General features: G+C 71.6%; 29 protein-coding genes. 12 read left to right on the top strand and 17 right to left on the bottom strand.

Going from position 1 to position 24,257, the window contains the following annotated elements:
• The first annotated feature begins 31 nt into the window (after positions 1-31).
• The gene (locus SACGLDRAFT_RS03315) at positions 32-967 is read left to right on the top strand and encodes a LysR family transcriptional regulator (protein WP_005461747.1); all 936 of its coding nucleotides are present in this window, start codon (positions 32-34) and stop codon (positions 965-967) included.
• Here the strand turns inward: SACGLDRAFT_RS03315 and SACGLDRAFT_RS03310 are convergent.
• The gene (locus SACGLDRAFT_RS03310) at positions 958-2,421 is read right to left on the bottom strand and encodes a leucyl aminopeptidase family protein (RefSeq protein ID WP_005461745.1); all 1,464 of its coding nucleotides are present in this window, start codon (positions 2,419-2,421) and stop codon (positions 958-960) included. The genes SACGLDRAFT_RS03315 and SACGLDRAFT_RS03310 overlap by 10 nt on opposite strands.
• 71 nt (positions 2,422-2,492) lie before the next feature.
• The gene (locus SACGLDRAFT_RS21740; RefSeq protein ID WP_005453727.1) at positions 2,493-2,660 is read right to left on the bottom strand and encodes a DUF3117 domain-containing protein; all 168 of its coding nucleotides are present in this window, start codon (positions 2,658-2,660) and stop codon (positions 2,493-2,495) included.
• 248 nt (positions 2,661-2,908) lie between these two features.
• Between SACGLDRAFT_RS21740 and SACGLDRAFT_RS03305 the strand changes: the two genes are divergently transcribed.
• Positions 2,909-3,697, top strand: a complete 789-nt coding sequence (locus SACGLDRAFT_RS03305) for an enoyl-CoA hydratase-related protein (protein ID WP_040919536.1) — start codon at positions 2,909-2,911, stop codon at positions 3,695-3,697.
• A gap of 27 nt (positions 3,698-3,724) precedes the next feature.
• On the opposite strand, the gene SACGLDRAFT_RS03300 is transcribed toward SACGLDRAFT_RS03305, so the two are convergent.
• From SACGLDRAFT_RS03300 to SACGLDRAFT_RS03290, 3 genes are read right to left on the bottom strand one after another with little or no spacing between them, the layout of a single operon-like run.
• Positions 3,725-4,297, bottom strand: a complete 573-nt coding sequence (locus SACGLDRAFT_RS03300; RefSeq protein WP_005461740.1) for a DNA-3-methyladenine glycosylase I — start codon at positions 4,295-4,297, stop codon at positions 3,725-3,727.
• Positions 4,294-4,746: an SRPBCC family protein gene (locus tag SACGLDRAFT_RS03295; protein WP_005461739.1), complete on the bottom strand. Its 453-nt coding sequence runs from the start codon at positions 4,744-4,746 to the stop codon at positions 4,294-4,296. Before SACGLDRAFT_RS03295 ends, SACGLDRAFT_RS03300 begins: the two co-directional genes overlap by 4 nt.
• Positions 4,739-5,053 carry a DivIVA domain-containing protein gene (locus SACGLDRAFT_RS03290; protein ID WP_005461737.1) on the bottom strand — a complete coding sequence of 105 codons (315 nt, stop codon included), beginning with the start codon at positions 5,051-5,053 and terminating at the stop codon, positions 4,739-4,741. The genes SACGLDRAFT_RS03295 and SACGLDRAFT_RS03290 overlap by 8 nt, the downstream gene beginning before the upstream one ends.
• 108 nt (positions 5,054-5,161) lie before the next feature.
• On the opposite strand from SACGLDRAFT_RS03290, the gene SACGLDRAFT_RS03285 reads away from it, so the two are divergent.
• The gene (locus SACGLDRAFT_RS03285) at positions 5,162-5,836 is read left to right on the top strand and encodes a lysophospholipid acyltransferase family protein (RefSeq protein WP_005461735.1); all 675 of its coding nucleotides are present in this window, start codon (positions 5,162-5,164) and stop codon (positions 5,834-5,836) included.
• A 42-nt stretch (positions 5,837-5,878) separates the two neighbouring features.
• Here SACGLDRAFT_RS03285 and SACGLDRAFT_RS03280 read toward each other — a convergent pair whose 3' ends face one another.
• The 3 genes from SACGLDRAFT_RS03280 to dapE are packed head-to-tail and all read right to left on the bottom strand — an operon-like array spanning position 5,879 to position 8,326.
• Positions 5,879-6,466 carry an LOG family protein gene (locus SACGLDRAFT_RS03280; RefSeq protein ID WP_005461734.1) on the bottom strand — a complete coding sequence of 196 codons (588 nt, stop codon included), beginning with the start codon at positions 6,464-6,466 and terminating at the stop codon, positions 5,879-5,881.
• A complete protein-coding gene (locus tag SACGLDRAFT_RS03275) occupies positions 6,448-7,221 on the bottom strand; it encodes an LOG family protein (protein ID WP_005461732.1) in 774 nt (257 codons plus the stop codon). Before SACGLDRAFT_RS03275 ends, SACGLDRAFT_RS03280 begins: the two co-directional genes overlap by 19 nt.
• A gap of 28 nt (positions 7,222-7,249) precedes the next feature.
• Entirely contained in the window at positions 7,250-8,326 is a 1,077-nt protein-coding gene (dapE, locus tag SACGLDRAFT_RS03270) for a succinyl-diaminopimelate desuccinylase (RefSeq protein WP_005461730.1), read from the bottom strand.
• A gap of 36 nt (positions 8,327-8,362) precedes the next feature.
• Here dapE and SACGLDRAFT_RS03265 point away from each other — a divergent pair, with 36 nt between their 5' ends.
• The gene (locus SACGLDRAFT_RS03265; protein WP_005461729.1) at positions 8,363-8,797 is read left to right on the top strand and encodes a hypothetical protein; all 435 of its coding nucleotides are present in this window, start codon (positions 8,363-8,365) and stop codon (positions 8,795-8,797) included.
• Positions 8,798-8,818: 21 nt separating this feature from the next.
• Entirely contained in the window at positions 8,819-9,811 is a 993-nt protein-coding gene (gene dapD / locus SACGLDRAFT_RS03260) for a 2,3,4,5-tetrahydropyridine-2,6-dicarboxylate N-succinyltransferase (RefSeq protein WP_005461716.1), read from the top strand.
• Between the two features lie 110 nt (positions 9,812-9,921).
• Here dapD and dapC read toward each other — a convergent pair whose 3' ends face one another.
• Positions 9,922-11,013, bottom strand: a complete 1,092-nt coding sequence (gene dapC, locus SACGLDRAFT_RS03255) for a succinyldiaminopimelate transaminase (RefSeq protein WP_005461713.1) — start codon at positions 11,011-11,013, stop codon at positions 9,922-9,924.
• On the bottom strand, positions 11,010-11,330 hold the full coding sequence (gene fdxA, locus SACGLDRAFT_RS03250; protein ID WP_005461711.1) for a ferredoxin: 321 nt from the start codon (positions 11,328-11,330) through the stop codon (positions 11,010-11,012). Before fdxA ends, dapC begins: the two co-directional genes overlap by 4 nt.
• A gap of 401 nt (positions 11,331-11,731) precedes the next feature.
• On the opposite strand from fdxA, the gene cofD reads away from it, so the two are divergent.
• From cofD to SACGLDRAFT_RS03230, 4 genes are read left to right on the top strand one after another with little or no spacing between them, the layout of a single operon-like run.
• On the top strand, positions 11,732-12,727 hold the full coding sequence (gene cofD / locus SACGLDRAFT_RS03245; protein ID WP_005461709.1) for a 2-phospho-L-lactate transferase: 996 nt from the start codon (positions 11,732-11,734) through the stop codon (positions 12,725-12,727).
• The gene (locus SACGLDRAFT_RS03240) at positions 12,720-14,066 is read left to right on the top strand and encodes a coenzyme F420-0:L-glutamate ligase (protein ID WP_005461707.1); all 1,347 of its coding nucleotides are present in this window, start codon (positions 12,720-12,722) and stop codon (positions 14,064-14,066) included. The genes cofD and SACGLDRAFT_RS03240 overlap by 8 nt, the downstream gene beginning before the upstream one ends.
• Positions 14,060-14,599 (top strand): NUDIX hydrolase, encoded by a 540-nt coding sequence (locus tag SACGLDRAFT_RS03235; protein WP_005461705.1) that lies wholly within the window; start codon positions 14,060-14,062, stop codon positions 14,597-14,599. Before SACGLDRAFT_RS03240 ends, SACGLDRAFT_RS03235 begins: the two co-directional genes overlap by 7 nt.
• A gap of 7 nt (positions 14,600-14,606) precedes the next feature.
• The gene (locus tag SACGLDRAFT_RS03230) at positions 14,607-14,963 is read left to right on the top strand and encodes a GntR family transcriptional regulator (protein WP_005461704.1); all 357 of its coding nucleotides are present in this window, start codon (positions 14,607-14,609) and stop codon (positions 14,961-14,963) included.
• A 173-nt stretch (positions 14,964-15,136) separates the two neighbouring features.
• Here the strand turns inward: SACGLDRAFT_RS03230 and SACGLDRAFT_RS03225 are convergent, their stop codons facing one another.
• The gene (locus SACGLDRAFT_RS03225) at positions 15,137-16,009 is read right to left on the bottom strand and encodes a 5-oxoprolinase subunit C family protein (protein WP_005461702.1); all 873 of its coding nucleotides are present in this window, start codon (positions 16,007-16,009) and stop codon (positions 15,137-15,139) included.
• The gene (locus tag SACGLDRAFT_RS03220) at positions 16,006-16,626 is read right to left on the bottom strand and encodes a 5-oxoprolinase subunit B family protein (protein WP_005461700.1); all 621 of its coding nucleotides are present in this window, start codon (positions 16,624-16,626) and stop codon (positions 16,006-16,008) included. Before SACGLDRAFT_RS03220 ends, SACGLDRAFT_RS03225 begins: the two co-directional genes overlap by 4 nt.
• 105 nt (positions 16,627-16,731) lie before the next feature.
• On the opposite strand from SACGLDRAFT_RS03220, the gene SACGLDRAFT_RS03215 reads away from it, so the two are divergent.
• Positions 16,732-17,430, top strand: coding sequence for a GntR family transcriptional regulator (locus tag SACGLDRAFT_RS03215; RefSeq protein WP_005461699.1), 699 nt, complete (start codon positions 16,732-16,734; stop codon positions 17,428-17,430).
• On the opposite strand, the gene SACGLDRAFT_RS03210 is transcribed toward SACGLDRAFT_RS03215, so the two are convergent.
• Both SACGLDRAFT_RS03210 and manB read right to left on the bottom strand, forming a co-directional pair.
• On the bottom strand, positions 17,415-18,326 hold the full coding sequence (locus tag SACGLDRAFT_RS03210) for a DNA-3-methyladenine glycosylase family protein (RefSeq protein WP_005461698.1): 912 nt from the start codon (positions 18,324-18,326) through the stop codon (positions 17,415-17,417). The genes SACGLDRAFT_RS03215 and SACGLDRAFT_RS03210 overlap by 16 nt on opposite strands.
• The gene (manB, locus tag SACGLDRAFT_RS03205; protein ID WP_005461696.1) at positions 18,319-19,398 is read right to left on the bottom strand and encodes a mannose-1-phosphate guanylyltransferase; all 1,080 of its coding nucleotides are present in this window, start codon (positions 19,396-19,398) and stop codon (positions 18,319-18,321) included. Before manB ends, SACGLDRAFT_RS03210 begins: the two co-directional genes overlap by 8 nt.
• Before the next feature lie 153 nt (positions 19,399-19,551).
• Here manB and SACGLDRAFT_RS03200 point away from each other — a divergent pair, with 153 nt between their 5' ends.
• Complete coding sequence (locus SACGLDRAFT_RS03200; protein ID WP_005461694.1) at positions 19,552-19,995, top strand: hypothetical protein; 444 nt, start codon at positions 19,552-19,554, stop codon at positions 19,993-19,995.
• A 13-nt stretch (positions 19,996-20,008) separates the two neighbouring features.
• On the opposite strand, the gene SACGLDRAFT_RS03195 is transcribed toward SACGLDRAFT_RS03200, so the two are convergent.
• From SACGLDRAFT_RS03195 to SACGLDRAFT_RS03185, 3 genes are all read right to left on the bottom strand, one after another.
• Positions 20,009-20,890: a glycosyltransferase family 2 protein gene (locus SACGLDRAFT_RS03195; RefSeq protein ID WP_005461693.1), complete on the bottom strand. Its 882-nt coding sequence runs from the start codon at positions 20,888-20,890 to the stop codon at positions 20,009-20,011.
• A gap of 76 nt (positions 20,891-20,966) precedes the next feature.
• Entirely contained in the window at positions 20,967-22,109 is a 1,143-nt protein-coding gene (locus SACGLDRAFT_RS03190) for a glycosyltransferase family 4 protein (protein ID WP_005461692.1), read from the bottom strand.
• Positions 22,110-22,170: 61 nt separating this feature from the next.
• Positions 22,171-23,253, bottom strand: a complete 1,083-nt coding sequence (locus tag SACGLDRAFT_RS03185) for a glycosyltransferase family 4 protein (protein ID WP_005461691.1) — start codon at positions 23,251-23,253, stop codon at positions 22,171-22,173.
• A gap of 40 nt (positions 23,254-23,293) precedes the next feature.
• Between SACGLDRAFT_RS03185 and SACGLDRAFT_RS03180 the strand changes: the two genes are divergently transcribed.
• Positions 23,294-24,247, top strand: coding sequence for a glycosyltransferase family 2 protein (locus SACGLDRAFT_RS03180; RefSeq protein ID WP_005461690.1), 954 nt, complete (start codon positions 23,294-23,296; stop codon positions 24,245-24,247).
• Positions 24,248-24,257: the final 10 nt, after the last annotated feature.

Below are 24,257 nucleotides of genomic sequence, written 5' to 3'. Positions count from 1 at the left end.
TCCAATACGACAATGACGCATCATTCATGCTGTGGTGAATCAATTTGACGAACCCCGCCTCACCGCGGAACTCGCCCCCGCCGCCGCGCTCCTGCGCGCGCTGAAGCGCACCTCCAACCTCACGAGGGCCGCGGCCGAACTGGGCGTGCCCCAACCGACCGCGAGTCGTCGACTGGCCGCCCTCGGCGCCGCCGTCGGAGCACCCCTCACCGTCTCCGCCGGACGCGGCATCCGCCTCACGCGCGTCGGCCACCTGCTCGCCGACGCGGCCGAGCGAGCCGTCGACGCGCTCGAACACGGGGTGCGGCGGGCACGGGAGGAAATCGACCCGGAATCCGGTCACGTCGTGTTGGGCTTCCTGCACCTGCTCGGTCGCTCGCTGGTGCCCGGTCTGCTCCGTGACTTCCGGGCGGACCATCCCCGCACCCGGTTCAGCCTCGTGCAGGGTTCGCGCCGGAGCATCGTCGACCGGCTCACGTCCGGGGCCATAGACCTGGCCCTCGTCGCCCCGCCCCCGGAGGAGGCGGCGCTTGAGGCGACCGTCCTCACCGAACAGGAACTGTTCCTGGCCGTGCCCGCGGACCATCGGCTCGCCTCCCGCCCGAACGTGCGGATGAGCGAGCTCGCCGACGAGGTGTTCGTGATGCTCGAACACGGCTACGGCCTGCGGCAGATCACCGACGACCTCTGCGCCGCCGCCGGGTTCACGCCCACGGTGGCGTTCGAGGGGCAGGAGTCGGACACGGTACGCGGGCTCGTCGCCGCCGGTCTGGGAGTGGCGCTGCTCCCGGCGTTCGAACCGCACCCGCCCTCGGGAGTCGTGGAGATCCCCCTCGCGCCACGGGTGACCCGCAAGATCGGTCTGGCCTGGCCGGCCGATCGGCCGTTGTCACCCGCCGTGGCGACGTTCCGCCAGTTCGTCCGCCGCCGCGCGGGAGCCGACGGCTCTCAGAGCTCTCACGCGTAGGAGGCCGCGAACTCCACCAGCGTCCGCGCGCCGAAACCCGTGCCGCCGGGCACCACTTCGGCATAAGTGTCCTCGGCGCGGGCCGGGCCGGCGATGTCGAGGTGCGCCCACGGCAGTCCCGCCGTGAACTCCCGCAGGAACAACGCCGCGGTGATGCCTCCGGGACCGGGTGGGCACTGCCGGACGTCGGCGAGCTCGGCCCGCACGGCGTCGGCGTACTCCTCCGACAGCGGCATGCGCCACCACGACTCCCCGACCTCGTCCCCCGCCGCGCGAATGCGTTCGGCGAGCGCGTCGTCGGTGGCGAACAGCCCACCGGTACGCAGCCCCAACGCCACCTTCATCGCGCCCGTCAGCGTCGCCACGTCGACGACCACGTCGGGACGGTAGGTGGCGGTCCCGTAGGCCAGGGCGTCGGCGAGCACCATCCGGCCTTCGGCGTCGGTGTTGTCCACCCGCGTGGTGCGACCCCCGTAGTGGCGGACCACGTCTCCGGGCCGGTACGCGGAACCCGAGATCGCGTTCTCGGCCGACGGCACCAGGCCGGTGACCCGCACCTTGAGCCCCAGGGCGGCGATCGCGCGCAGGGCCGCGATGACCGCGCCTCCCCCGGACATGTCGGTGCGCATGAGGTGCATTCCCTCGGCGGGCTTCAGCGACAACCCGCCGGTGTCGAAGGTGATGCCCTTGCCCACGAACACCAGGTGGGTGGTGGCACCGCGCGGCCGGTACGACAGCTCGACGAGCCTCGGCGGGTTGGCCGAGCCGCCCCCGGCGGCCAGGATGCCCCCGAACTTCCGCTCGGCCAGCCACTTCTCGTCGCGAACGGTGACGGAAAGACCACGAACGTCCGCCACCACCCGCTCGGCCGTGCTCGCGAGCCAAGCCGGGGACTTCACGTTGGACGGAGTGTTCGCCAGGTCGCGCGCAAGACTCGTCGCGCGCGCGAACTCGCGGGCCCGCGACACGGCGGCCGCGAACTCCTCCACCGTGCCTTCGGGCGCCAGCAACCGCACGGTCCGCAACCGCACCGAGTCGTCCGACGCGGTCACACGGTAGCTGTAGCCGCCGAGCAGGACTCCGGTCGCGAACGCGGCGTAGTCACCGGCGCCGGCCGACTCGGGCAGCCGGGCCTGCACGGTCAGCGGCGGACGACCGCCCGAGTCGGCTTCGGCGCCGAGGTGGGACCGCGCGGCTCGGACGAACGCCGCGCCTGCCGCACGAAAGTGCCGTGGAGTGCCCTTGCCCACACCCACGAGCCAGCGGGGCCCGTCGGTGCCGGGCAAGGCCCGGACCTCGCCCTCCGAGCCGGTGAACCCCGTGTCGTCGGGGATCCCGGCGGGCGTCACTCCCTCGGCGACGACCAACGCCTCGGGAGCTCTCCGCGTCGCGCGATCGGCCACCTCCACATCGAGCAACCGTGAGGGAACCGGTGGAAGCGGCGAACGCGCCATGCGATCTCCAGGCACTACGAATCAGGCCGGGCCGAGCGAGGTCGACACCGGCTGCTTGTCAGGACGGAAACTCAGCTCGTGGCCTGCTGAAGGGCGGCACCGAGGTCCTTGGCCTCCTCAGCCGTCAATTCGACGACGAGACGCCCACCTCCCTCCAGCGGTACGCGCATCACGAGGCCCCGCCCCTCCTTGGTCACTTCGAGGGGACCATCTCCGGTCCGGGGCTTCATGGCCGCCATAGCGTGCTCCCTCCGTTACGAACCAGCGCGCCCGGTTCACTCGCCAAAGCAACCGGGTCGTGACCATTGTCCCCCATGAGGGGTCGGCCGCGAACGTGGACCGATCTTACCGGCGGCGGATCGCTGCTGGTATGAGCGCCGCGAGCCTGTCAGACTCGCCAATCGGGTAACGACCAACGGAGGATGCGGTGACCCAATACGAGAGCACGACAACGACGGCGCACGCGGGAGAAGGGGCCGGCACCGAGGTGGACGATGTACTGCTGACCACCGACGCCGACGGGGTGCGCACGCTCACCCTGAACCGACCGCGGGCGTACAACTCGCTCACCGTGGAGCTGAAGGAACGCCTGCTTGCGGCCCTGCGGGAAGCGGCGGCGGACGACGGCGTGCGCGCGGTCGTGCTCACCGGGGCGGGCAAGGCGTTCTGCGCGGGTCAGGACCTGAAGGAGCACGTCGAGACGCTCCGCTCGGGCACCGAGGCACCCTTGGGAACGGTGGCCGAGCACTACAACCCCATCGTCACCGCGATCGTCGATCTGCCGAAGCCGGTGATCGCGGCGGTCAACGGCTCGGCCGCGGGCGCGGGAGCCGCCTTCGCCTACGCCTGTGACCTGCGGATCGCGGCCTCCTCGGCGAGTTTCGCGATGGCGTTCGCCGGCGTCGGGCTCGGGCCCGACTCGGGCGCGTCGTGGACGCTCCAGCGACTCGTCGGGTACGGCAAGGCGGTCGAGCTGATGATGCTCGGCACCAAGGTGGACAGCGCCGAGGCACTCCGGTTGGGCCTGGTCGGCGAGGTGGTGCCGGACGACGAGCTGGCCGCTCGCGCCCACGCCGTCGCCGCGACCCTGGCAGCGGGCCCGACCAGGGCCTACGCCAAGATCAAGAGCACGGTCGCCCTGGCCGCCGGGAGCACGCTCGCCGAGGCGCTGGACGCCGAGAACGCGGCCCAGACCGAGCTGGGCGGCACCGCCGACCACCGCGAGGCGGTGGAGGCCTTCGTCGAGAAACGCCGCCCGAAATTCACCGGAAAGTAGGTCGCTGAAGGTGGTGAACCGCGCGGTTCACGCCGCGCGGAAGCACCCCCGCACGTGGTCGTCGACCATGCCCGTCGCCTGCATCAGGGCGTAGCACGTCGTCGGTCCGACGAACACGAAACCGCGCTTCTTCAGTGCCTTGGCCATCGCCACGGACTCGGGGGTTGTGGCGGGGACGTCGGCCATCGTGGCCGGTCTCGGCCGGGTGCCCGGCTCGGGGGCGAACGACCACAGCAACTCGCCGAGAGACACGTCGAGCTCCGCGACGGCCCTCGCGTTGGCGATGGTGGCGAGTATCTTCGCGCGATTCCGCACGATGGCAGCGTCGGCGAGCAGCCGGGCCACGTCGGCGTCGTCGAAGGCGGCGACGCGCTCGGGAACGAAGCCCGCGAAGGCGCGGCGAAACCCCTCCCGCTTGCGGAGGATGGTCAGCCACGACAGCCCCGACTGGAAGGCCTCCAACGAGAGCCGCTCGAACAACGCGACGTCGTCCCGCAACGGCACGCCCCACTCCTCGTCGTGGTAGACGGCGTAGTCGGGCGCGCTGTTGCCCCACGCGCAGCGGGCCACGCCGTCGGCGCCGATCAGCTCGGGACTCACCCGCCCACCTCGTAGTTCTCCGCGAACCGCGCGAACGTCCGCACGGAATGCCGCAACGCGCTCGCGAAGGCGGGCTTCACCAGCAGCCATCCCAGCTTGCCCACCGGGCCGAACGGCGGGATCAGCTCCTCCGCCCACACGAACACGCACCGCGTCGGCCCCTTCGCCTGGACGTGGAAAGTGCCCGTGCCCTTCACCACCCCGCCGAGGTGGCGGACGGTGCACCGCACCGGGGGTTCCCAGCTCGTGATCTCCATGAGGTCCGTGACGCCGATGCCGCCGATGCCGGTGAACGCCTCCAACCGCGAGCCGACACTGCGCCCGTTGCCCGACACCACGCGCACCGTCGTGGCCGTGATCCACTCCCGCTGCCGTTCCCAGTCGGTCAGGGCGAGCCAGGTCGTACCCGCGGGGGCGCCGACCTCCACCGACACCGCCAGGTCACTCACGACGCACCTCACCGCCCGCGCGTTCGGCCTCCAGCTCCGCCACGCGAGCGCGCAGGAGGTCGATCTCCGTACCGAGCCGGGACATCACCCAGTCGACCTCCGACATCTTGTACCCACGCACCACGACCTGGAACCGGACGTTGTCGACGTCGGCACTCGTGATGTCGTCGGTGGGAAGGCGGGTCGGCGAACTTCCCGGAGCGAGCGGCGCCAGTTCCTCTCCTCTGCCGAACACGAGCGAGGCCAGCAGGAACACCACGGCCGCCACCAGCAGCATCACGAGGAGGTAGATCAGGGCGGTGGTCACACCACGATCGTGACACACCGACGGAACCCACGTGAGCTTCGGCGGCCACCCCGGAGCGAACGGCGCCGGTCGTGTAATCCTGGGAGGCGATCGCCACTGGGAGGGACCGTGTTGCAACAGCTGATCCGAGGAGCGCTCGCACCGCTGGCCCGGCTCGTCTACCGCCCCGAGATCGAGGGTGTGGAGAACGTCCCGTTGTCCGGACCGGTACTGCTAGCTCCCAACCACAGGTCGGCGATCGACACGGCCGTGCTCTCGTTGGTGTCGCCCCGGCCGGTGCGCTTCCTCGGCAAGGCGGAGTACTTCACGGGCCGAGGGCTGCGGGGCCGCGCCCTGGCCGCGTTCCTGTCCGCGCTCGGCTACGTGCCCGTGGAACGCGGCAACGCCATGGCCGGGCTCACCGCGTTGGCGGCGGCCCGCGAGGTGCTGGAGGCGGGCGAGACCTTCGCGATCTACCCGGAGGGCACTCGTTCGCTCGACGGTCGGCTGCACCGCGGCCACACCGGCGTCGGCAGCCTCGCCCTCGAAACGGGCGCCGTGGTGGTTCCCGTGGCCTTGAGCGGCACGGAACGACTCCTGCCGGTGGGCAAGAAGATCCCCCGGTTCGCCAAGGTGAGCGTGCGGTTCGGCAAGCCGCTCGACTTCTCCCGCTACGAGGGACTCGGTTCCTCGCCCGCGATCCGGCGCGCGGTCACCGACGAGATCATGTACGCGATCATGGAGCTGTCCGGGCTGGAGTACGTGGACCGTTACCACGAGCGTCCGCGCTCCGACGCGGCCTGAGAGACAGGTCGCGACGCGTCTTGTCGGTGCCGACCGGGCGGGTCAGCCCGCCCACTTGTCGACGGGCGTGTACGTGTGCCGGGAGAACGCGTCGAGCAGCGCCTCGGCGTCGTCCGTGACGGTCACGAGGTCGCGGCTGGTCCCGCCCAGGAACCCCTCGGCGACCATATGGTCGATGAACTCGGCCATCTTGGAGTAGTAGCCCCGGACGTCCAGCAACCCGACGGGCTTGGCGTGCAGACCCAGTTGGGCCCATGTCCAGACCTCGAACAGCTCCTCCAGCGTGCCCGCCCCACCGGGCAGCGCCACGAAGCCGTCCGACAGCCGCGCCATCGTGGCCTTGCGCTCGTGCATGTCCGCCACGACGTGGAGCTTCGGGAGGCCGTGGTGGGCGATCTCGGCCCGCATCAGGTGCTTGGGGATCACGCCGATGACCTCGCCACCCGCCTCCAGCACCGCATCGGCCACGACCCCCATGAGCCCCACCCGGCCGCCTCCGTAGACGAGGCCGATGCCGCGGTCGGCGAGCAGTTTGCCCATCGCGGCGGCTTCGGTGGCGTAGGCGGGGTCCTTGCCCGACGACGACCCGCAGAAGACGCAGATCCGCTCCACTAGTGCGTGTCCTCCCATGCCTTGTAGGCCTCCTGCACCACGCCGATGGCGTCGTCGATGTCGTCGGTGACGTGCAGCAGTGCCAGGTCCCGCTCGTTGATCTTGCCTTCGGCGAGCATCGTGTTCCGGATCCAGTCGTACAGCCCGCCCCAGTACGAGGAGCCGAACAACACCACGGGGAACTTGGTGACCTTCTTCGTCTGCACGAGCGTGAGCGCCTCGAACAGCTCGTCGAGCGTGCCGAACCCACCGGGGAGACAGATGAACGCCTGCGCGTACTTGACGAACATCGTCTTGCGCGCGAAAAAGTAGCGGAAGTTCACCCCGAGGTCGACCCACGGGTTGAGGCCCTGCTCGAAGGGCAGCTCGATACCCAGACCGATGGACAGCCCACCGGCTTCGGACGCTCCCCGGTTCACCGCCTCCATCACCCCCGGCCCACCACCGGTGATGGCGGCGAACCCGGCACTCGCCAGCGCGGCGCCGATCTGCCTGCCGAGCTGGTACTCGGGATGGTCGCGGGGGGTGCGGGCGGAGCCGAACACCGTCACCGCGCGCGGTACCTCCGCCAGCGCGCCGAAGCCCTCGACGAACTCGGCCTGGATACGCAGGACCCGCCACGGGTCCGTGTGCACCCAGTCGCTGGGGCCTCGGGAGTCGAGCAGCCGCTGGTCGGTGGTGGAGTCCTCCGACTGCCGGCCCCGGCGTAGGACGACGGGGCCACGATGGCGTTCGGGCGGTCGCTCTCCGTTGTTGTCCGTATTGTTGCGCATCACCTCGGTCACAGCGATCAGCGTAGAGTCAGTCGGCCAAAAACGTCCGCAGCACCTGGGTGACCCGACGGATGTCCCGAGCCGCGACGTGCTCCTGCCGCGTGTGGGCCAGCGTGGGGTCGCCGGGCCCGAAGTTCACGGCGGGCATGCCGAGCGCGGCGAACCGGGCAACGTCGGTCCACCCGAGCTTGGCCGCCACGTCGCCTCCCGCGGCGCGGACCAGCTCCGCCGTGGCGGGCTCCGCCAGCCCCGGCAGCGCGCCGGGGGACCGGTCGACCACGGTGAGCTCGTAACCGTCGAACACCTCGCGGACCCGCTGCTCCGCCTGCTCCGGCGTGACGTCGGGGGCGAACCGATGGTTCACGACCAACACCGCCTCGTCGGGCACGACGTTGCCCGCCACGCCGCCGGAGACCCGCACCGCCTGGAGTCCCTCGCGATAGGTGAGACCGTCGATGTCGACCTCCCGCGAGGAGTACTCCGCGAGTCGACGCAGCGGTTCGGCCAGTGCGTGGATGGCGTTGGTGCCCATCCACGCCCGCGCGGTGTGCGCTCGCACGCCCTTCAACCGGATCTCCGCACGTAGTGTGCCCTGGCACCCCGCCTCGATCGAGGCGTTGGACGGCTCCCCCACCACGGCGAGGTCGCCGCGCAACCACTCGGGCAGTTCCCGTTCGATGCGGCCCAGCCCGTTACGGGCGGCGTCCACCTCTTCGCAGTCGTAGAAGACGAAGGTCACGTCGTGACGCGGGTCCGGGAGCGTGGCCGCCAGGTGCAGGAACACGGCGTCGCCGCCCTTCATGTCGACGCTGCCGAGACCGTGGAGCACCTCGTCGTCGCCCGATCCGGTACGCCGCGAGGGCAGGTTGTCGTTGACCGGCACGGTGTCGAGGTGACCGGCGAACACGACCCGCCTCGCCCGGCCCAGGTTCGTCCTGGCCAGCACCGCGTCGCCGTTGCGCACCACCTCCAGGTGCGGCGCCTGGGAACGCAACGCGTCCTCCACCGCGTCCGCGATGGCCGCTTCCTCCCCGGACACACTGGCGATGTCGACGAGCGCGGCGGTCAGGTCGACGGGATCGGAACACAGATCGAGCGAGGCCATGCTGGCACCGTAACCCCCGCTGCGTACGGTGGGGACGTGCGTACCCGTGCCTGTGTCGCTCTGCTCACCGCCGCACTGTTCACACTGACCGGTTGTTCGCGTGAGGCCGGTCCCAGCCCCAAGGGCTCCCCCGATCCGGGGCCCGGCGCGCTGCTGGTGAAGGTGCGTGCGTTGCAGGCCGACGCCTGTTACACGGCACCCACGGAGGTGCGGTCGCCGTCGTGCGAGAAGTACGTCACGCAACTGGCGAACGTGCCGGGCACGGCTCGCAAGTACGCGACGAACCATCCTCGGCTGCGAAAGGCCGCCGACGACCTCGACACCACCGTGGCCGCCTACCGCAACAACAACTGCGAGGGCAACGGCGACCCCGACGTGTGCGCCGGCACGCTCACCGACATGGCCTCGGCGCTGTCGAGCCTGCGGACCGAGGTGGCGAGCCTGCCCGATGTGACGGGGTCCCCGAGCTGACCGCGGGTTACCGTAGCCCCCGTGAGCACAGCTACCCCGAATCCCGAAACGACCGGCGCGACCGGTGTCGGCCTGGCGACCGTCACGCCCGACGGCACCGTGCTCGACACGTGGTTCCCGCAGCCGAAACTCGTCGACGCGGACGCGGCCGCGACAAGCGGAACCGAGCGACTGTCGAAGGAACAGGCCTCCGAAGCCCTCGGCGCGTCGGCCACCGCCGTACTCGGACCCGACGACGCGCGGGGAGTCGAGGTCGTGGCCGTGCGGACCACCATCGCGTCGCTGGCGGAACCGCCCAAGGACGCGCACGACGTGTACCTCAGGCTGCACCTGCTGTCCCACCGGCTGGTGCGCCCGCACGGCCAGAACCTCGACGGTGTCTTCGGGCACCTGGCCAACGTCGTGTGGACCAATCACGGTCCGTGCCCGGTGGAGGGTTTCGAGGCGACGCGCATGCGGCTGCGGTCCCGCGGTCCGGTGACCGTCCACAGCGTCGACAAGTTCCCGCGGATGGTCGATTACGTGCTGCCCAGCGGCGTCCGCATCGGTGACGCCGACCGGGTGCGGCTCGGTGCCCACCTCGCGAGCGGCACCACGGTCATGCACGAGGGCTTCGTGAACTTCAACGCGGGCACGCTCGGCGCGTCGATGGTGGAAGGCCGGATCTCGGCGGGCGTCGTGGTCGGCGACGGCACCGACATCGGCGGCGGCGCGTCGATCATGGGCACGCTCTCCGGTGGCGGCAAGGAAGTCATCTCCCTCGGCCGGCGGTGCCTCATCGGCGCCAACGGCGGCGTGGGGATCTCGCTCGGCGACGACTCCGTGGTCGAGGCGGGCCTGTACGTCACCGCGGGCACGAAGGTGGTCTTCCGGGGCCGCACCGTGAAGGCTCGCGAGTTGTCCGGTGTCTCCGGTGTGCTGTTCCGGCGCAACTCCGCCACCGGCGCGGTGGAGGTCGTCGAACGCACCGGCGCGGGCATCGAGCTCAACGCCGCCCTGCACGCCAACGACTGAGGCCACGCGAAAAACGCCGTGGGGCCGGACCGGGCGAGTACGTGCCCGATCCGGCCCCACGGAAAAACCGCTCTCCGCCGACCCGACTCCCGCGGACCGCGCGCCCGGTGTCACTCCGCCAGGCGCGCCGCCGCCGTCTTCACTCGTTCGTCGGTGGCGGTCAACGCCACCCGGACGTACTCGCCGCCCTTCGGCCCGTAGAACGTGCCCGGTGCGACGAGGATGCCGCGCTCCGCCAACCGGGCCACCGTCCGTCGCGCCGGTTCGCCACGCGTCGCCCACAGGTACAGCCCGGCCTCGGAGTGCTCGATACGGAACCCCGCTCGCTCCAGGGCGGGTCGCAGCACGTCCCGACGCGCGGCGTAGCGGGCACGCTGGTCCCGCAGCGCGTCGTCGTCGGCCAGTGCCACGGTCATGGCCTGCTGCACGGGCCTCGGCACGATCATCCCGGCGTGCTTGCGCACGGCCAGCAGGTCACGCACCAACACGGGGTCGCCGGTCACGAAGCCGGCGCGGTATCCGGCGAGGTTCGCCGACTTCGACAGCGAGTGCACCGCGAGCAGACCGTCGAGGCTGCCGCCGTGCACGTCCGGATGCAGGATCGACACGGGCTCGGCGTCCCAGCCGAGCGCCAGGTAGCACTCGTCGGACACCACCACGGTGCCGCGCTCCCGCGCCCACTCCACCACCTTGCGCAGGTGAGCGACCCCGAGCACCCTGCCGGTGGGGTTCGACGGCGAGTTCAGCCACAACAGCTTCGGCCTCGCGGGGCCGAGCGCGGTGAGCCCGTCCGCCCGCACGACGGTCGCGCCCGCGAGCAGTGCGCCCACCTCGTAGGTGGGGTAGGCCAGCTCGGGGATCACCACCGTGTCACCGGCGCCCACACCGAGCAGCGTGGGCAGCCAGGCGACGAGTTCCTTCGACCCGATCGTGGGCAGCACCGCCTCCGGCTCGACACCGGTGACACCGTGTCGCCGCCGCAACGCGTCCACCGCCGCCTCACGCAACGCGGCGGTGCCGTGCGTGGTGGGGTAACCCGGAATGTCCGACACCGACGCCAACGCGGCCCGGATGCTCTCCGGCACCGGGTCCACGGGGGTTCCCACCGACAGGTCGACGATCCCGTCGGGGTGGGAGCGTGCCGTGGCGGCGTGCTCGGCCAGCGAGTCCCAGGGAAAGTCGGGAAGCGCGGGCCTACTCATTCGCCCTGCGGGGGCAGGTCCTTGATCCACTGCGGGTCGTGCGAGGTCTTTCCGACCTTCGCCGCCCCGCCCGGCGAGCCGAGCTCGTCGAAGAAGTCGGCGTTGGCCTTGGTGTAGGCGCTCCACTCGTCCGGGACGTCGTCCTCGTAGTAGATGGCCTCCACCGGGCAGACCGGCTCGCAAGCCCCGCAGTCGACGCACTCGTCGGGGTGGATGTAGAGCATCCGTTCGCCTTCGTAGATGCAGTCGACGGGGCACTCGTCGATGCATGCCTTGTCGAGCACGTCGACGCAGGGCTCGGCGATCACGTAGGTCACTGCGTTCTCCTGCTTTGTCTTTCGGTCTGGCCTTCTCGCCGGACAACTCCGCTGTTCCGCTTGCGCATCCTATGCCGACGCCCCCGAGGGGATGTCGCCGTGTTACGGAGTGAACACCCACGCGAATTCGCGCGTCCCCGGGTGCTTCGTTGGGGCAACCACCATTGTGACCGACACCGCCGAACTCCAGCAGACGCGCGCCGAGAACATGGCCCCCATGGGACGAACTCCGCCCTCACGGGCCCTGTGAATTCGCCCACGCGCCGGACACGGACCGCCGACTTCGAGGGTGGACACCGAGCGAACCGGATTCGTGCCATACCACCGTTGCCGGCAGCGAGTCCCGTGCGAGGATCGAGCACCGGAGGAGCAACACCGAACGTGAAGAAGAGGCCAACACAGTGAAGGTTGTCGTCGTCGTCGGCGGGGTGGGCGGGGCCCGGTTCCTGCTCGGTGTCAAGGCCGCTCTCGGCCTGCCCCCGACCGGAGAAGGGGAGTCCCCCCACCGGATCACCGCGCTCGTCAACACGGGCGACGACGTGTGGATGCACGGGTTGCGTATCTGCCCCGATCTCGACACCTGCATGTACACGCTCGGCGGCGGGGTCGACCCGGAACGCGGGTGGGGACACGCCGACGAGACCTGGACCGTGAAGTCCGAGCTGGAGGCCTACGGCGCCGAACCGACGTGGTTCGCACTCGGCGACAAGGACATCGCCACCCACCTCATCCGCACCCGCATGATGCGCGCGGGCTACCCGCTGTCGGCCGTCACCGAGGCGCTGTGCGACCGCTGGCGGCCGGGCGTCCGGCTCCTGCCCATGACCGACGACCGGGTGGAGACCCACGTCGTGGTGGACGACCCGGAGCAGGAGGGGCAGCGCAAGGCCCTCCACTTCCAGGAGTGGTGGGTGCGGTACCGGGCGAAGCTTCGCGCCCACAGCATCGTTCCCGTGGGCGCGGAGGAGGCCAAACCGGCGCCGGGTGTCCTGGAGGTCATCGAGGAGGCCGACGCCGTGCTGTTCGCCCCGTCGAACCCGGTCGTGTCGATCGGCACGGTGCTGGCCGTGCCCGGCGTGCGCGAGGCGCTTCGGGCCACCGAGGCCGGGGTCGTGGGTGTGTCCCCCATCATCGGTGGGAAGCCCCTGCGGGGCATGGCCGACGCGTGCCTGTCCGCGATCGGGGTCGAGACGTCGGCCGAAGGAGTCGGCAGGTACTACGGGGCGCGGCAGACGTCCGAGGACGGGCTGCTCGACGGCTGGCTGGTCCACAAGGGCGAGTCGGCGAACGTGCCGGGAGTGGCCGTACGCGCCGTGCCGTTGATCATGTCCGACGTCGAGGCGACGGCCGACATGGTGCGGGCCGCGCTCGACCTGGCCGGAGTGGACGATGACTGAGCACGCCGCGGACCGTATCGAGATCCTGCCGGTGGAGGGGCTTCCGGAGTTCCGTCCCGGCGACGACCTGACGGGCGCCATCGCACGCCACGCGCCGTGGTTGCGTTCCGGCGACGTCGTGGTGGTGACCAGCAAGGTGGTGTCGAAGGTCGAGGGCAGGCTCGTGCGCGTGCCCGACGACCCGGAGAAGCGGGACGCCGAACGACGCAAGCTCGTCGACCGGGAAGCCGTGCGGGTGCTCGCCCGCGTCGGCCGCACGGTGATCACCGAGAACACCCTCGGCATCGTGCAGGCGGCCTCCGGCGTGGACGCCTCCAATGTGGACTCCGGGGAGATCGCACTGCTGCCCGCCGATCCGGACGCCTCGGCCCTGGCGCTGCGCAACGGGCTGCGCGAACGGCTCGGCGTGGAGGTCGCGGTGGTCATCACCGACACGATGGGTCGTGCGTGGCGGGTCGGACAGACCGACGCCGCCATCGGTTCCTCGGGGCTACGTGTGCTGCGCTCGTACGCCGGCGCCCGCGACCGGCAGGGCAACGAACTCGCCGTCACCGAGATCGCCGTGGCCGACGAGGTCGCCGCGGCTGCCGACCTGGTGAAGGGCAAGCTCAAGGCCGTGCCCGTCGCCGTGGTGCGCGGCCTGTCCGTCGGCGACGACGTTCCGGGAGCGGCCACCGCCCGCGACCTCGTGCGTCCGGCCGAGGAGGACCTCTTCCGCCTGGGCACGGCGGAGGCCGTCGCCAAGGGACGCAGGGAAGCCGTGCTCGTGCGTCGGTCGGTGCGGGAGTTCACCGACGAGCCCGTGGACCCGGAGGCCCTGCGAAGGGCCGTGGGTGCCGCGCTCACCGCGCCCGCACCCCACCACACCAGGCCCGTACGGTTCGGCTGGCTGCGTACTCGGGCCGAACGCGAGAAGTTGCTCGACGCCATGCGCGAGGCGTGGCGCGCCGATCTCGAAGGCGACGGGTTCGGCGCCGAGCAGATCGAGCGCAGGTTGCGCCGAGGCGAGATCCTCTACACCGCCCCCGAGGTCGTCGTGCCGTTCCTCGTGCCCGAGGGCGCGCACACCTACCGGGACGATCGCCGCAACGACTGCGAGCACACGATGTTCACGGTGGCCGGCGGCGCGGCCGTGCAGGCCCTGCTGGTGGCGTTGGCCGCCGAGGGGCTCGGCTCCTGCTGGATCGGCTCGACGATCTTCGCCGCCGATGTGGTCCGCCGTACCCTCGGGCTGGACGACCACTGGTACCCGCTCGGCGCCGTGGCGATCGGTCACCCGGCGACCCCACTGTCCCCACGACCCCCGCGTGATCTCGACGAAGGGTTGATCGAATGGTGAGCGCCCTGCACGCCGACGCGACGGCGACCTTGGAGGCGTGGAAGCCCTCCGACGCCGCACAGGAGTCACTGCGCCAGAGCTACCTCGGCTTCCTGGCCGCGCGACGGGACGCGTGCGACCGCTCGTGCGTGGCGGGACACCTCACCGCCTCCACGGTGGTGCTCGACGCCAAGGGCGAGCATGTGTTGCTGACCCTGCACCCGCGCGTGGGGCGTTGGCTGCAGCTCGGCGGCCACTGCGAGCCCGAGGACACCTCGCTCGTCGAGGCGGCGCTGCGGGAGGCCACGGAGGAGTCGGGCATCGCCGGGCTCTCGCTCGACCCGGAGCCCGTGCACCTCGACGTGCACCCGGTGACGTGTTCGCTCGGGGTGCCCACCCGGCACTTCGACGTGCGCTTCGTGGCCAGGGCACCCGAGGGGGCCGAGCCGGTGGCCAGCGACGAGTCCGAGGACCTGCGGTGGTGGCCGGTGCACGAGCTGCCGCCGCGGACCGAGGACCTCACCGAGCTCATCGCCGCGGCGCTCGACAGGTGAGGGCGACATGATCGTTCGGCTGGACCCCAATTCGAAGACGCCGCCGTACGAGCAGGTGAAGTCGGGGATCGCGCGGCGGATTCGCAACGGCAGCCTCGCCGTCGGCACCAAGCTCCCCACCGTCCGGGCGCTGGCGGCCGAGCTCGGCATCGCGCCCAACACCATCGCCCGCGCCTACCGGGAGCTGGAGGAGGTCGGCCTGCTCGAAACCAAGGGCCGGGCCGGGACGTTCGTCGGCGCCTCGGGCGATGTCACCCTCCGGCGAGCGCGTGACGCGGCGGCGGCCTACGCCGAGCAGGTGCGTGCGCTGGGCCTGTCCGCCGACGAGGCCCTCGCCATCGTCAAGGCGGCCCTGGAAACCTGACGCAAGTTATGAGCGCGTGTCCGCAGTTCTCGCACGCGTGTCCGCAGGTCTCGCACGCGTGTCCGCGCTTTGTGTGCGCCTAGGCGAGGCCCCAGCGGCGCCGCCGTGTACGGGAAGTGCGAACACCCGTACCCAACCTGCGGACACGAGTGCACAACTTGCGGACACGATGGTCAGGCTTCCACGAAGCGGAGTCTCGCTCCCGGTCTTGCCTGGGCCGCTTTGTCGACGTCGGCGGACAGCACCACCGCGATCACCGGATAGCCGCCGGTGACGGGGTGGTCGGCGAGGAACAGGGTGGGCTTGCCGCTCGGAGGCACCTGCAGCGCGCCGGGTACCACGCCCTCGCTCGGCAGCTCCTCGTGCCGGGCCCTGACCAGTTCGGGACCGTCGAGGCGCAGGCCGATCCGGTTGCTGCGCGACGTCACCTCGTAGGGGCACCCCAGCAGTGTGGACAGCGCGGCGTCGGCGAACCAGTCGGCGCGGGGCCCCCGAACGACGCGCAGCGTGAGTTCGTCCGCGGGCAGCGGCGGCACGGGAGCGAAGTCCACGGGCGGCAACGGCAACCTCGGGACGCCCACCGGCAGCGTGTGCCCGGCCTCCAGGGGCGGGGGTCCCACCCCGGCGAGTACGTCGGTGGAGGCGGAACCGAGCACGGGCTCCACGGCGATCCCGCCCCGCACCGCCACGTAACTGCGTAGTCCGCGTTCGGGCACCCCCAACCGCAAACACTCCCCCGCACGCACCCGCAGCACGGCGCCCACCGCGCCTCCCCGCCGCCCGACGGTCACGGGGCAGGGGGCTCCCGTGACGGCGACGGTCAGGTCGCGCCGCGCGAGTGCGGCGAACCCGCCGAAGGTCACCTCGACGGCCGCCGCGCCCTCGGGGTTGCCGACGAGGCGGTTCCCCAGCCGCAGTGCCGCACGGTCGGCGGCTCCCGAGGCGCCGACGCCGATCCCGGCGAGCCCCGGTCGACCGAGGTCCTGCACGGTGGCGAGAGGGCCGCTCTCCACGATCTCCAGCCCTATTTCCGCGCGCTCGTTCACGACTTCTCCACGAATCGCACGTTCACTCCGGGCCGCAGCAGGGCGGGCGGATCACGGTGGAGATCCCACAGCGCCGTCTCGGTACGCCCGATGAGCTGCCACCCACCGGGCGACGATCTCGGGTACACCCCGCTGAACGGCCCCGCCACCGCCACCGCTCCCTCCGGCACGACGGTGCGGGACTCCCCACGGCGGGGAACGTCGTGGGGCCACTCCTCGGCCGTCAGGTACCCGAAACCGGGGGCGAACCCGCCGAACGCGACGGTCCACCGCGCGCTCGTGTGCGCGGCGACCACCTCCCGTGGGGTGAGGCCGAGGAGGTCGGCGACCTCGGCGAGGTCGTCGCCGTCATAGGTCACGGGGATCTCGACGAGTTCGGTCTCCCCACGGGTCGTTTCCGCGGGCCGAGCGGCGCTCGCGGACTTCACGGCGCCTTCCACGGTGGCGCGATCGGTCCGACGAGGATCGAACCGCACCAGTAGCGTGCGAGCGGCCGGAACGAGATCCACCACCCCGACGGGCGGGTCGGCGCGCAACGCCGCGTGCAAGCCCATGACCTGGGCCAGGTCGTCGAGCTCCACGAGCAACCCCGTGTCGGCACACGGCAGCAGGCGCATGTCACCACCTCCGTCGGACGACCGACAGTACAGAATTGTTGAACAATCCTGCAAGGGGCTTGTGTAGTTGTCCTGGTACTCTGCGGGACGTCGAACGGAGGTCGCATGACTACCACGGACCTGTGGGTCGACCTGCTCGCGGGCGATCGCGCACTGCTCGACCGAACGAGCACGGCCGAACGCGTCGCCGACGTCCTTCGCCAGCGAATCATCGAGGGCGCCCTGCCGCCCGGCACCCGGCTGTCGGAGGAGAACGCCGGACGCGCGCTGTCCGTGTCGCGCAACACCCTCCGCGAGGCGTTCCGGCTACTGGTGCACGAACGCCTGCTGGTCCACGAGTTCCATCGCGGGGTGTTCGTGCGGGTCCTCGACGCCGCGGACGTCGCCGATCTCTACCGCGTGCGGCGGATGCTGGAGACCCGTGCCATCCGGCTCGCGGACACCGCCGACAGCACTCGCCTCGCCGCCCTGGACGAGGCCGTGTCAGAGGGCGAACGCGCCCACGCCGAACAGCGCTGGGTCGACGTCGGCACCGCCAACATGCGGTTCCACCAGGCCATCGGCGGGCTCGCGGGCAGCCCGCGCGTGGACGAGCTGATGCGGCAGTTGCTCGCCGAACTGCGGTTGGCCTTCCACGTCATGTCCCGGCCGCGCGAGTTCCACGAGCCCTACCTCGAATTCAACCGCCGGATCACCACGCTCGTCCTCGACGGCAAGCTCGTCGAGGCGGAGCAGGCTCTGGAGGAGTACTTCGACCGAGCCGAGGCACAGCTTTCCGAGGCGTTCACTCAGATCGCGCGGTAGTTCCGCACCGGGGCACGCGGCCCGAACCTCGGGCGCGAGTACCCCGCCGCCTGCAGGTAACGCACCACCCGCTGCCGCTGCGGTGCGTACGGCGCCAGCACCTCCGCCATCCCGCCGTCGTCCAACGGGCACCCCACCAAGGCGTGTCCCACGAGCGACGGGGTGTGCAGGTCACCGAAACTCACCGCGTCGGGGTCGCCCCACGCCCGCTGCGCGATCTCCGCCGCCGTCCACACCCCGATGCCCGGCACCTTCCGCAGCAGCGCGCGGCCGCGTTCCCCGCCGTGGATCGCGGCCTCCTCCAGCCGGTGCGCGACCCGCGCGGCGGCCACCAGGGTCGTCCGCCGTCGCAGGTCGACGCCCGCCCGGTGCCACTGCCACTCCGTCACCGCCCGAATCGCCGCCGGGGTCGGGGGCACCCGCAGGCCCACGGGGGTCGGGCCGGGCGCCGGTTCCCCGAACCAACGGCACAACTCCCGCCACGACCGCCGCGCCTCGTGGGTCGTCACCTTCTGCTCCAGCACGGCGGGTACGAGCGCGTCCCACACCCGGCCGGTGCGGGTCAGGCGGAGCAGCGGGGACCGCCGCCGGGCTCGGGCCACGGCGTCGTGGTGGGCGACGAAACCGGTGTCGTCGTCAGCGGCCCCGAGCAGCTCGGGAAGCCCGTCGAGCAGCACGTTCGCGCCACCGCCCCATGCCCGCGCCTCCACGGTGCCGTCCCCGCACACGCGGAAGACGAGCGTGCCCGGCCCGTCGGCCGTGTTCGCGGTGAGCCAGGTGCGCCCGCCGCCGTCGTGCCTCAGACACGGGTCGCCCCGGCCTCGGCGCAGGGGCGCCAGTACGCCCTCGACGTCGAGGGGGAAGGGAGGCCGCCAGCGGCGGGAGACCTCAGACATCGCTGGAGAACCGTATCGCGGAATCGGCCAGTTCGACGTCCGGCCACACTCGCGCCCCGTCGAGCAGCTCGCACTCGGCGCCCACCGACGCCCGGTCGCCGAGCACCACGCCCCTCAGGACGGCTCCCTTGCCGACTCGGGCTCCCACACCGAGCACGGACCGTTCCACCACGGCCCCCTCCGCGACCACCGCGCCGTCGAAGAGCACGGAACCACGGACTCGGGCACCCGCGGCCACGGAAGCCCCCTTACCCACGGTGGACCCTTCGGTGACCTCGGCGCCGTCGGCGATCACCGCGTCGTCGAGCACCAACCGCTCTCCCGTGGGGCCGGGGAGGGCCGAGGACGGGGCACGCCCCGTGACGAGGTCGGCCGAACCGCGCACGAACGCCTCGGGGGTACCGACGTCGAGCCAGTACGAGCTGTCCACGTAGCCGTGCACGTGCCTGCCCCGCCGCAACAGGTCGGGGAACGTCTCGCGCTCCACCGACACGGGACGGCCCGCCGGGATCTCCTCGATCACCGAGCGGCGGAACACGTAGCAACCCGCGTTGATCTGATCGGTGGGCGGATTCGGAGTCTTCTCCAGAAACGCGGTGACCCGGCCGTCGGCGTCGGTGGGTACGGACCCGAACCGAGACGGGTCGGCGACCCGCTGCAGGTGCAGCGTGACGTCGGCCTCCGCCTTCCGGTGGGCGGCCACCAGGGCGCCGAGGTCGGCCCCCGAGAGGATGTCGCCGTTGAACACCACCGCGTCGTCGCCCCGCAGCCGGTCCACGACGTTGCGGATGGCACCGCCCGTGTCGAGCGGCTCGGACTCCACCACGTAGTCGATGTCGAGGCCGAACGCCGAGCCGTCGCCGAAGTACTCCTCGAACACCTCCGCGCGGTACGACGTGCCGAGCACCACATGTGTGATCCCCACCGCGCGGATACGCGAGAGCACATGCGACAGGAACGGAACCCCCGCCGTGGGCAGCATCGGCTTGGGAGCCGACAGGGTGAGCGGACGCAGCCGCGTTCCCTTGCCCCCCACGAGAATCACGGCATCAGCACCCGACACGGACGTCATGTCGCGCAGACCCCTCCCATACCTACATCATCGACTCGACGACGAAGCACACCCAACCTTCGACGGGCGGGTGCCAGAGGGCCTACCCTAGAGGCCGAAGGCGGCGGCCCGGTGCAGAGAGGGCCATCGGTGAGGGTATGGGGGTGCGAGGACATGGATCCCCGCGACCGCGCGGACGCCGTGCTCGCCCGCGCACAAGCGCGCAAGGGCGTTGTGACACCGGACAACATGACATCGCCGATGGACTCTGTGAACACACAGCAGATTCCACGGGCGGTGGTTCAGAAGATCGACTCCGAGGTCGACCCGAACACCACTACGAAACTGCCGTCGTCCGTGATCGAGGCCAACGACGTCTCGCGGGAGTCCCACCTTTCCGAGACGATGCCGACGACCCCGATGCGGACTCCCCTGTCGGAGCAGCCCGACGTCACCCAGCCCGTGTCGATCCCCTCGTCCGAGGGCAGCGGCGACACGAAGGCCGACGCGCAAGCCGAGTCCCGGACCGACGAGGACTCCGACGACGGCGGACTGGTGCCCACCACCAAGACGACGCGGAACCAGTCGTACGTCGCCCGCAGGCTCGAAGGGCTGTGATCGCGGGCCCGCCTCAGGCGCCGCGGGTCTCCACCTTCAGCCGCACCGCGAGACCCAGCTTGATGGCGGCCAACACCGGCTTCCACAAAAGCCCCGTGTGTCGGTCGGCGAGGTAGCGGTAGGCACTGTCGTGGTGGGCCGCGAGCATGCGCTTGGAGGCCTTGCTCGTGGACACCCCGCCGATGTGCATCACGCTCGCCGACGGCACGTAGACGTTGAGCCACCCGGCCCGGCCGAGCCGGTCACCGAAGTCGACGTCCTCGAAGTACATGAAGTAGCGGGAATCGAAGCCCGCGACGGAGTCGAACGCGGACCTGCGCACCAACAGGCACGAACCGGAGAGCCAGCCCGCGGTGCGTTCGGTGGGGGCCTGCGTCTCCTGCCGGTACGAGCGGGTCCACGGGTTTCCGGGCCAGATCTTGCCGAGCACGGCGTGCCCGATCCCTCGGCCCAGTGACGGCAGCAACCGTGCCGACGGATACACCGACCCGTCCGGCTCCCGGATCAGCGGACCGAACGCCCCTCCCCGCGGCCAGCGCTTCGCGGCCTTCAGCAACTCGTCCAGCGAGCCGGGGTCCCATTCGAGGTCGGGGTTGGCGATGACGATCCACCCCACCTCGTCACCGAGGGTGGCGACACCGGCGTTGACGCCGCCGCCGTAACCGAGGTTTCCGCCGGTGGGGACGAAGTGGACGTTGTCGCGCTCGGCCGCCGCCTTCTCCGGTACCCCGTCGACGGACCCGTTGTCGGCGAGCACCACCGTGACGTCACGGTCGGTGGCCTTCTCCAACGTGTCGAGGAAGCGGTCCAGGGTCTCGCCCGGCGAGTAGGTCACTGTCACCACGGCGACCTCGTCACCGTACGTCTTCGGCTCCGTCACGCCGACATTGTGCACCGCTCCTCCTCACGGGGATCTCGGCGGCCGCCGGTACCGGGCGACCACCGGCCCCGAACTCCGCCGCTCCGAAGGGTCACGCCCGGCGGTGGCGGTGCCATGCCCGCTCGTAGGCCTCACGATGGGCCTCGGCGCTGGCCGACCACGAGAACTCCTTGGCCCTCCGCAGCGCGGCCTGCGCGAGCTCGGCGCGGCGCGTGGGATCGTCGAGCAACTCCCGCAGTGCCACGGCGACGTCGCCCGCACCGACCCCGCAGTACGCCACCGCGTCGCCCCCGACCTCGGGCAGGGCCAGCCGCCGGGTGGTGAGCACGCACGCTCCCGAGGCCATCGCCTCCAGCACGGGGAGCCCGAAACCTTCCCCCAGGCTCGGGTACGCGACGAGTTCGGCACCGCCCAGGAATCCGGCGAGCGTGTCGAAGGGCAGGTATCCCGCGCGAATCACGCGCAACCGCAGCGGCGCGTCGGCCAGCGCCTGCTCCACCTGCGAGTCCCATCCCGGCTGCCCGGCCAGCACCAGCGCGGGCGGATCGGGCAGGTCGGCGACCGCGAGGGAGAAACCCCTGATCAGCGCGGGAACGTTCTTGCGGGGCTCCAGGGCCCCGAGGAACGCGACGTACGGCGTCGAGCCGAGCCCCACCGCGTCCCGCGCGGCCTTGACCTCCTCCGGCGTCGGCGGGTGGAAGCGGTCGACGTCCACACCGTGGCGGATCACGTGGAGTTCCGCGCCTCGCACGCGCGTGACCCGACGCAGCTCGTCGGCCGTGGCGAGGCTGGGCACCACGCACAACGACGCCCGGCGCAGCGCCGTCACGGTCCACGCCCGGAAGAACCGAGCCTTGACCGAGGAGTGCAGGACGGGGTCGGTGAAGAACGTGGCGTCGTGCAAGGTCACCACGGACGCCGTCCGCGCGGCCAACGGCATCGTGTAGTGCGGGGAATGCACGACGTCGACCCGGAGCCTGCGGGCCAGGCCCGGCAGCGTGGTCTGTTCCCAGGTGAGCCGCGCCGTCCGGGTGGCCGTGGACTGGGCGGTGTGCACAATGCGCGAGTGCGGGGCGAGCTTCGAGTACAACTGCGCGTCACGCGCCTGGCAGACCACGGTGAGGCGGGCGCCGTTCTCGTCGAGGGCCGCGATGAGGGAGTCGACGTACCGGCCCACTCCTCCGCGGTCGGCCGGCACGGCCGTGGCGTCGATCAACACACGCGGTTCGGGCACCCGTGCAGCCTACGACCCGTCAGAGTGACGTTGGTCCGGATTTGACAAACCGTTGCCTACGTTACGTGGTATGTCCGGCCCAGACCGCCTTCGCGGCCCTCACCCACGTGAACTCGGCCGCCCTCCGCTTCCCGTCGGCGCGAAGACGTGCGGCGAGGGCGGAGTCGGCAAGGACGCGCCGTAACGCCTCCGCGAGGGCTCGCGCGTCCCCGCGCGGCACCACCATCGCCGCACCGGAGGACACCTCCACCAGCGCGGGATCGTCGCTGTGGACCACGGGGACTCCCGCCGCCATCGCCTCCAGCACGGGTAACCCGAAGCCCTCCGCGAGACTCGGCATGGCGAGGACGCTCGCGCCCCGCAACACGGTCGCCAGCTCGCGGTCGGTGACCCTGCCGAGCAACCGGACCCGGCTCTCGGCGAGGCCGCGGTCCGCGGCGATCCGCAGGGGGTCCAGACCACCCCAGCCGGGTTGCCCCACGAGCACCAGGGAGACGGACTCGTCCGACCGCGCCACCTCGGCGACGGCCGTCACCAGCACGTCCACCCCCTTGCGGGGCTCCACGGTGCCCACGGCCAGCACGTAGCGGTCGGGCAGGTCGGGCACGGGCGCGGGGGCCCCGAGGTCGGTGACACCGTGTCCGGCCACGCGGACCGGCACGCGCACCGCCAGCCGACGTGCGAGATCACGGGCCACGGCCTCCGTCGGCACGACGAGGGCGTCCGCCCGCCGTGCCGCTCGCGCGATCACCCGCCGGTGCCAGCGCGCTCCTCGGCGGGTGAGGGTCTCCGGGTGCGACCAGGGAACGGTGTCGTGCACCGTCACCGACAACGAACGGCCACGGGGCGCCCTCGGCGGGGCCAACGGCGTGGGCGCGTGCACGGCATCGCCTCCCGGCCACAGCGGTATCCCCGCCTCCCACATCGCCACGAGCGCCCTCGGCGGCAGGGGCAGTACCCGAGGTCCCGCGACGCCCTCGACCCTGGCGGCCTCCACCTCGGCGTGCCGGGCCACGACGCCGGTCACCGTCCAGCCGGGCGGCGCGGTGGCGGCCAATGCCCGCAGCAGTTGCGCGGTGTACCGGCCGGTACCACCGGGCACGGGGGCGAGCAGTTGCTCGGCGACGACCACGAGTTCCGGCACGCGACCATTCTGCCGCCGTCGTGCGGGCTATCCTGCCCCGGTGCCGACCAGCGCCACGCCCTCGGACCCCCTCACCACCGTCGTGGTGGTCACCTGGCGCGGAGCGGACCACATCACCGCCTGCCTCGACGGGCTCGCCGCGCAGGACCGTCCACACCGCACCCTCGTCGTCGACAACGCGTCCGACGACGGCACGGCGACCCTGCTGGCGCGACACCCGAGCCGTCCCGAGGTGCTCCGACTGCCCCGCAACACCGGCTACGCGGGCGGGGTCGCCGCGGCGCTCGCGCATGTCGAGACGCCTCTGGTGGCGTGGCTGAACGACGACGCCGTGCCACGGCCGGGGTGGCTCTCCGCGCTGGAGGACACGCTGCTCGCCGACCCCGCACTGGGCGCGGTCGGCTCGCTGATGCGGTACGCCGGCGGCGAGGTGCAGTCCCTCGGGGTGTGCCTGACCGCCGACGGACACGGCGCCGACCTGACCGAACCTCGGCGCCCGTTCGGTTTCTGCGGCGGCGCGGTGCTGCTGCGCACCGACGCCCTCCGCGCGGTGGGAGGTGTGCCCGCCGACTTCTTCTGCTACTACGAGGACACCGACACGGCGTGGCGACTGCGACTGGCCGGCTACGACGTCGCCGTCGCGGCGGACGCGGTGGTGGTCCACCGTCACGGGGCCAGCACCCGGCCCGGCTCCGCGCGGTTCCACCGGTGGAACGAACGCAACCGGCTGTTGACGCTGCTGCGGTGCGCTCCCCCGGTGGTGGCCGCACGGGAACTGGCGAGGTTCGCGGCTCTCACGGCCGTGCTGCCGCTGCGGCGGGCCCGACGCTCGGAGGAGGTCCCGAAGGCCGCGAACTTCCGGGTCCCGCTGCGCTGCCGGGTCCTGGCCGACGTCGCCCTCCGGCTGCCCTCGACGTTGCGACAGCGCGCGGAGGTGCGACGACGAAGCGTGCTGGGCCGAGGTGACGTCTGGCGACGGTGGGCCGGACAGTAGTCTTGCGCGG

This window comes from Saccharomonospora glauca K62, assembly GCF_000243395.2.
GTDB lineage: Bacteria > Actinomycetota > Actinomycetes > Mycobacteriales > Pseudonocardiaceae > Saccharomonospora > Saccharomonospora glauca.
This window is presented reverse-complemented; position numbering and strand designations above follow the sequence as displayed.

Coding starts and splice junctions, on each gene's coding strand:
- SACGLDRAFT_RS03280 (WP_005461734.1), bottom strand. CDS start 6,466: ATGGGAGGACACGCACTAGTGGAGCGGATCTGCGTCTTCTGCGGGTCG.
- dapC (WP_005461713.1), bottom strand. CDS start 11,013: ATGAGTAGGCCCGCGCTTCCCGACTTTCCCTGGGACTCGCTGGCCGAG.
- SACGLDRAFT_RS03230 (WP_005461704.1), top strand. CDS start 14,607: ATGATCGTTCGGCTGGACCCCAATTCGAAGACGCCGCCGTACGAGCAG.
- dapE (WP_005461730.1), bottom strand. CDS start 8,326: ATGGCCTCGCTCGATCTGTGTTCCGATCCCGTCGACCTGACCGCCGCG.
- SACGLDRAFT_RS03240 (WP_005461707.1), top strand. CDS start 12,720: ATGACTGAGCACGCCGCGGACCGTATCGAGATCCTGCCGGTGGAGGGG.
- manB (WP_005461696.1), bottom strand. CDS start 19,398: ATGACGTCCGTGTCGGGTGCTGATGCCGTGATTCTCGTGGGGGGCAAG.
- SACGLDRAFT_RS03220 (WP_005461700.1), bottom strand. CDS start 16,626: ATGCGCCTGCTGCCGTGTGCCGACACGGGGTTGCTCGTGGAGCTCGAC.
- SACGLDRAFT_RS03210 (WP_005461698.1), bottom strand. CDS start 18,326: ATGTCTGAGGTCTCCCGCCGCTGGCGGCCTCCCTTCCCCCTCGACGTC.
- SACGLDRAFT_RS03235 (WP_005461705.1), top strand. CDS start 14,060: ATGGTGAGCGCCCTGCACGCCGACGCGACGGCGACCTTGGAGGCGTGG.
- SACGLDRAFT_RS21740 (WP_005453727.1), bottom strand. CDS start 2,660: ATGGCGGCCATGAAGCCCCGGACCGGAGATGGTCCCCTCGAAGTGACC.
- SACGLDRAFT_RS03215 (WP_005461699.1), top strand. CDS start 16,732: ATGACTACCACGGACCTGTGGGTCGACCTGCTCGCGGGCGATCGCGCA.
- SACGLDRAFT_RS03200 (WP_005461694.1), top strand. CDS start 19,552: ATGGATCCCCGCGACCGCGCGGACGCCGTGCTCGCCCGCGCACAAGCG.
- SACGLDRAFT_RS03275 (WP_005461732.1), bottom strand. CDS start 7,221: ATGCGCAACAATACGGACAACAACGGAGAGCGACCGCCCGAACGCCAT.
- SACGLDRAFT_RS03310 (WP_005461745.1), bottom strand. CDS start 2,421: ATGGCGCGTTCGCCGCTTCCACCGGTTCCCTCACGGTTGCTCGATGTG.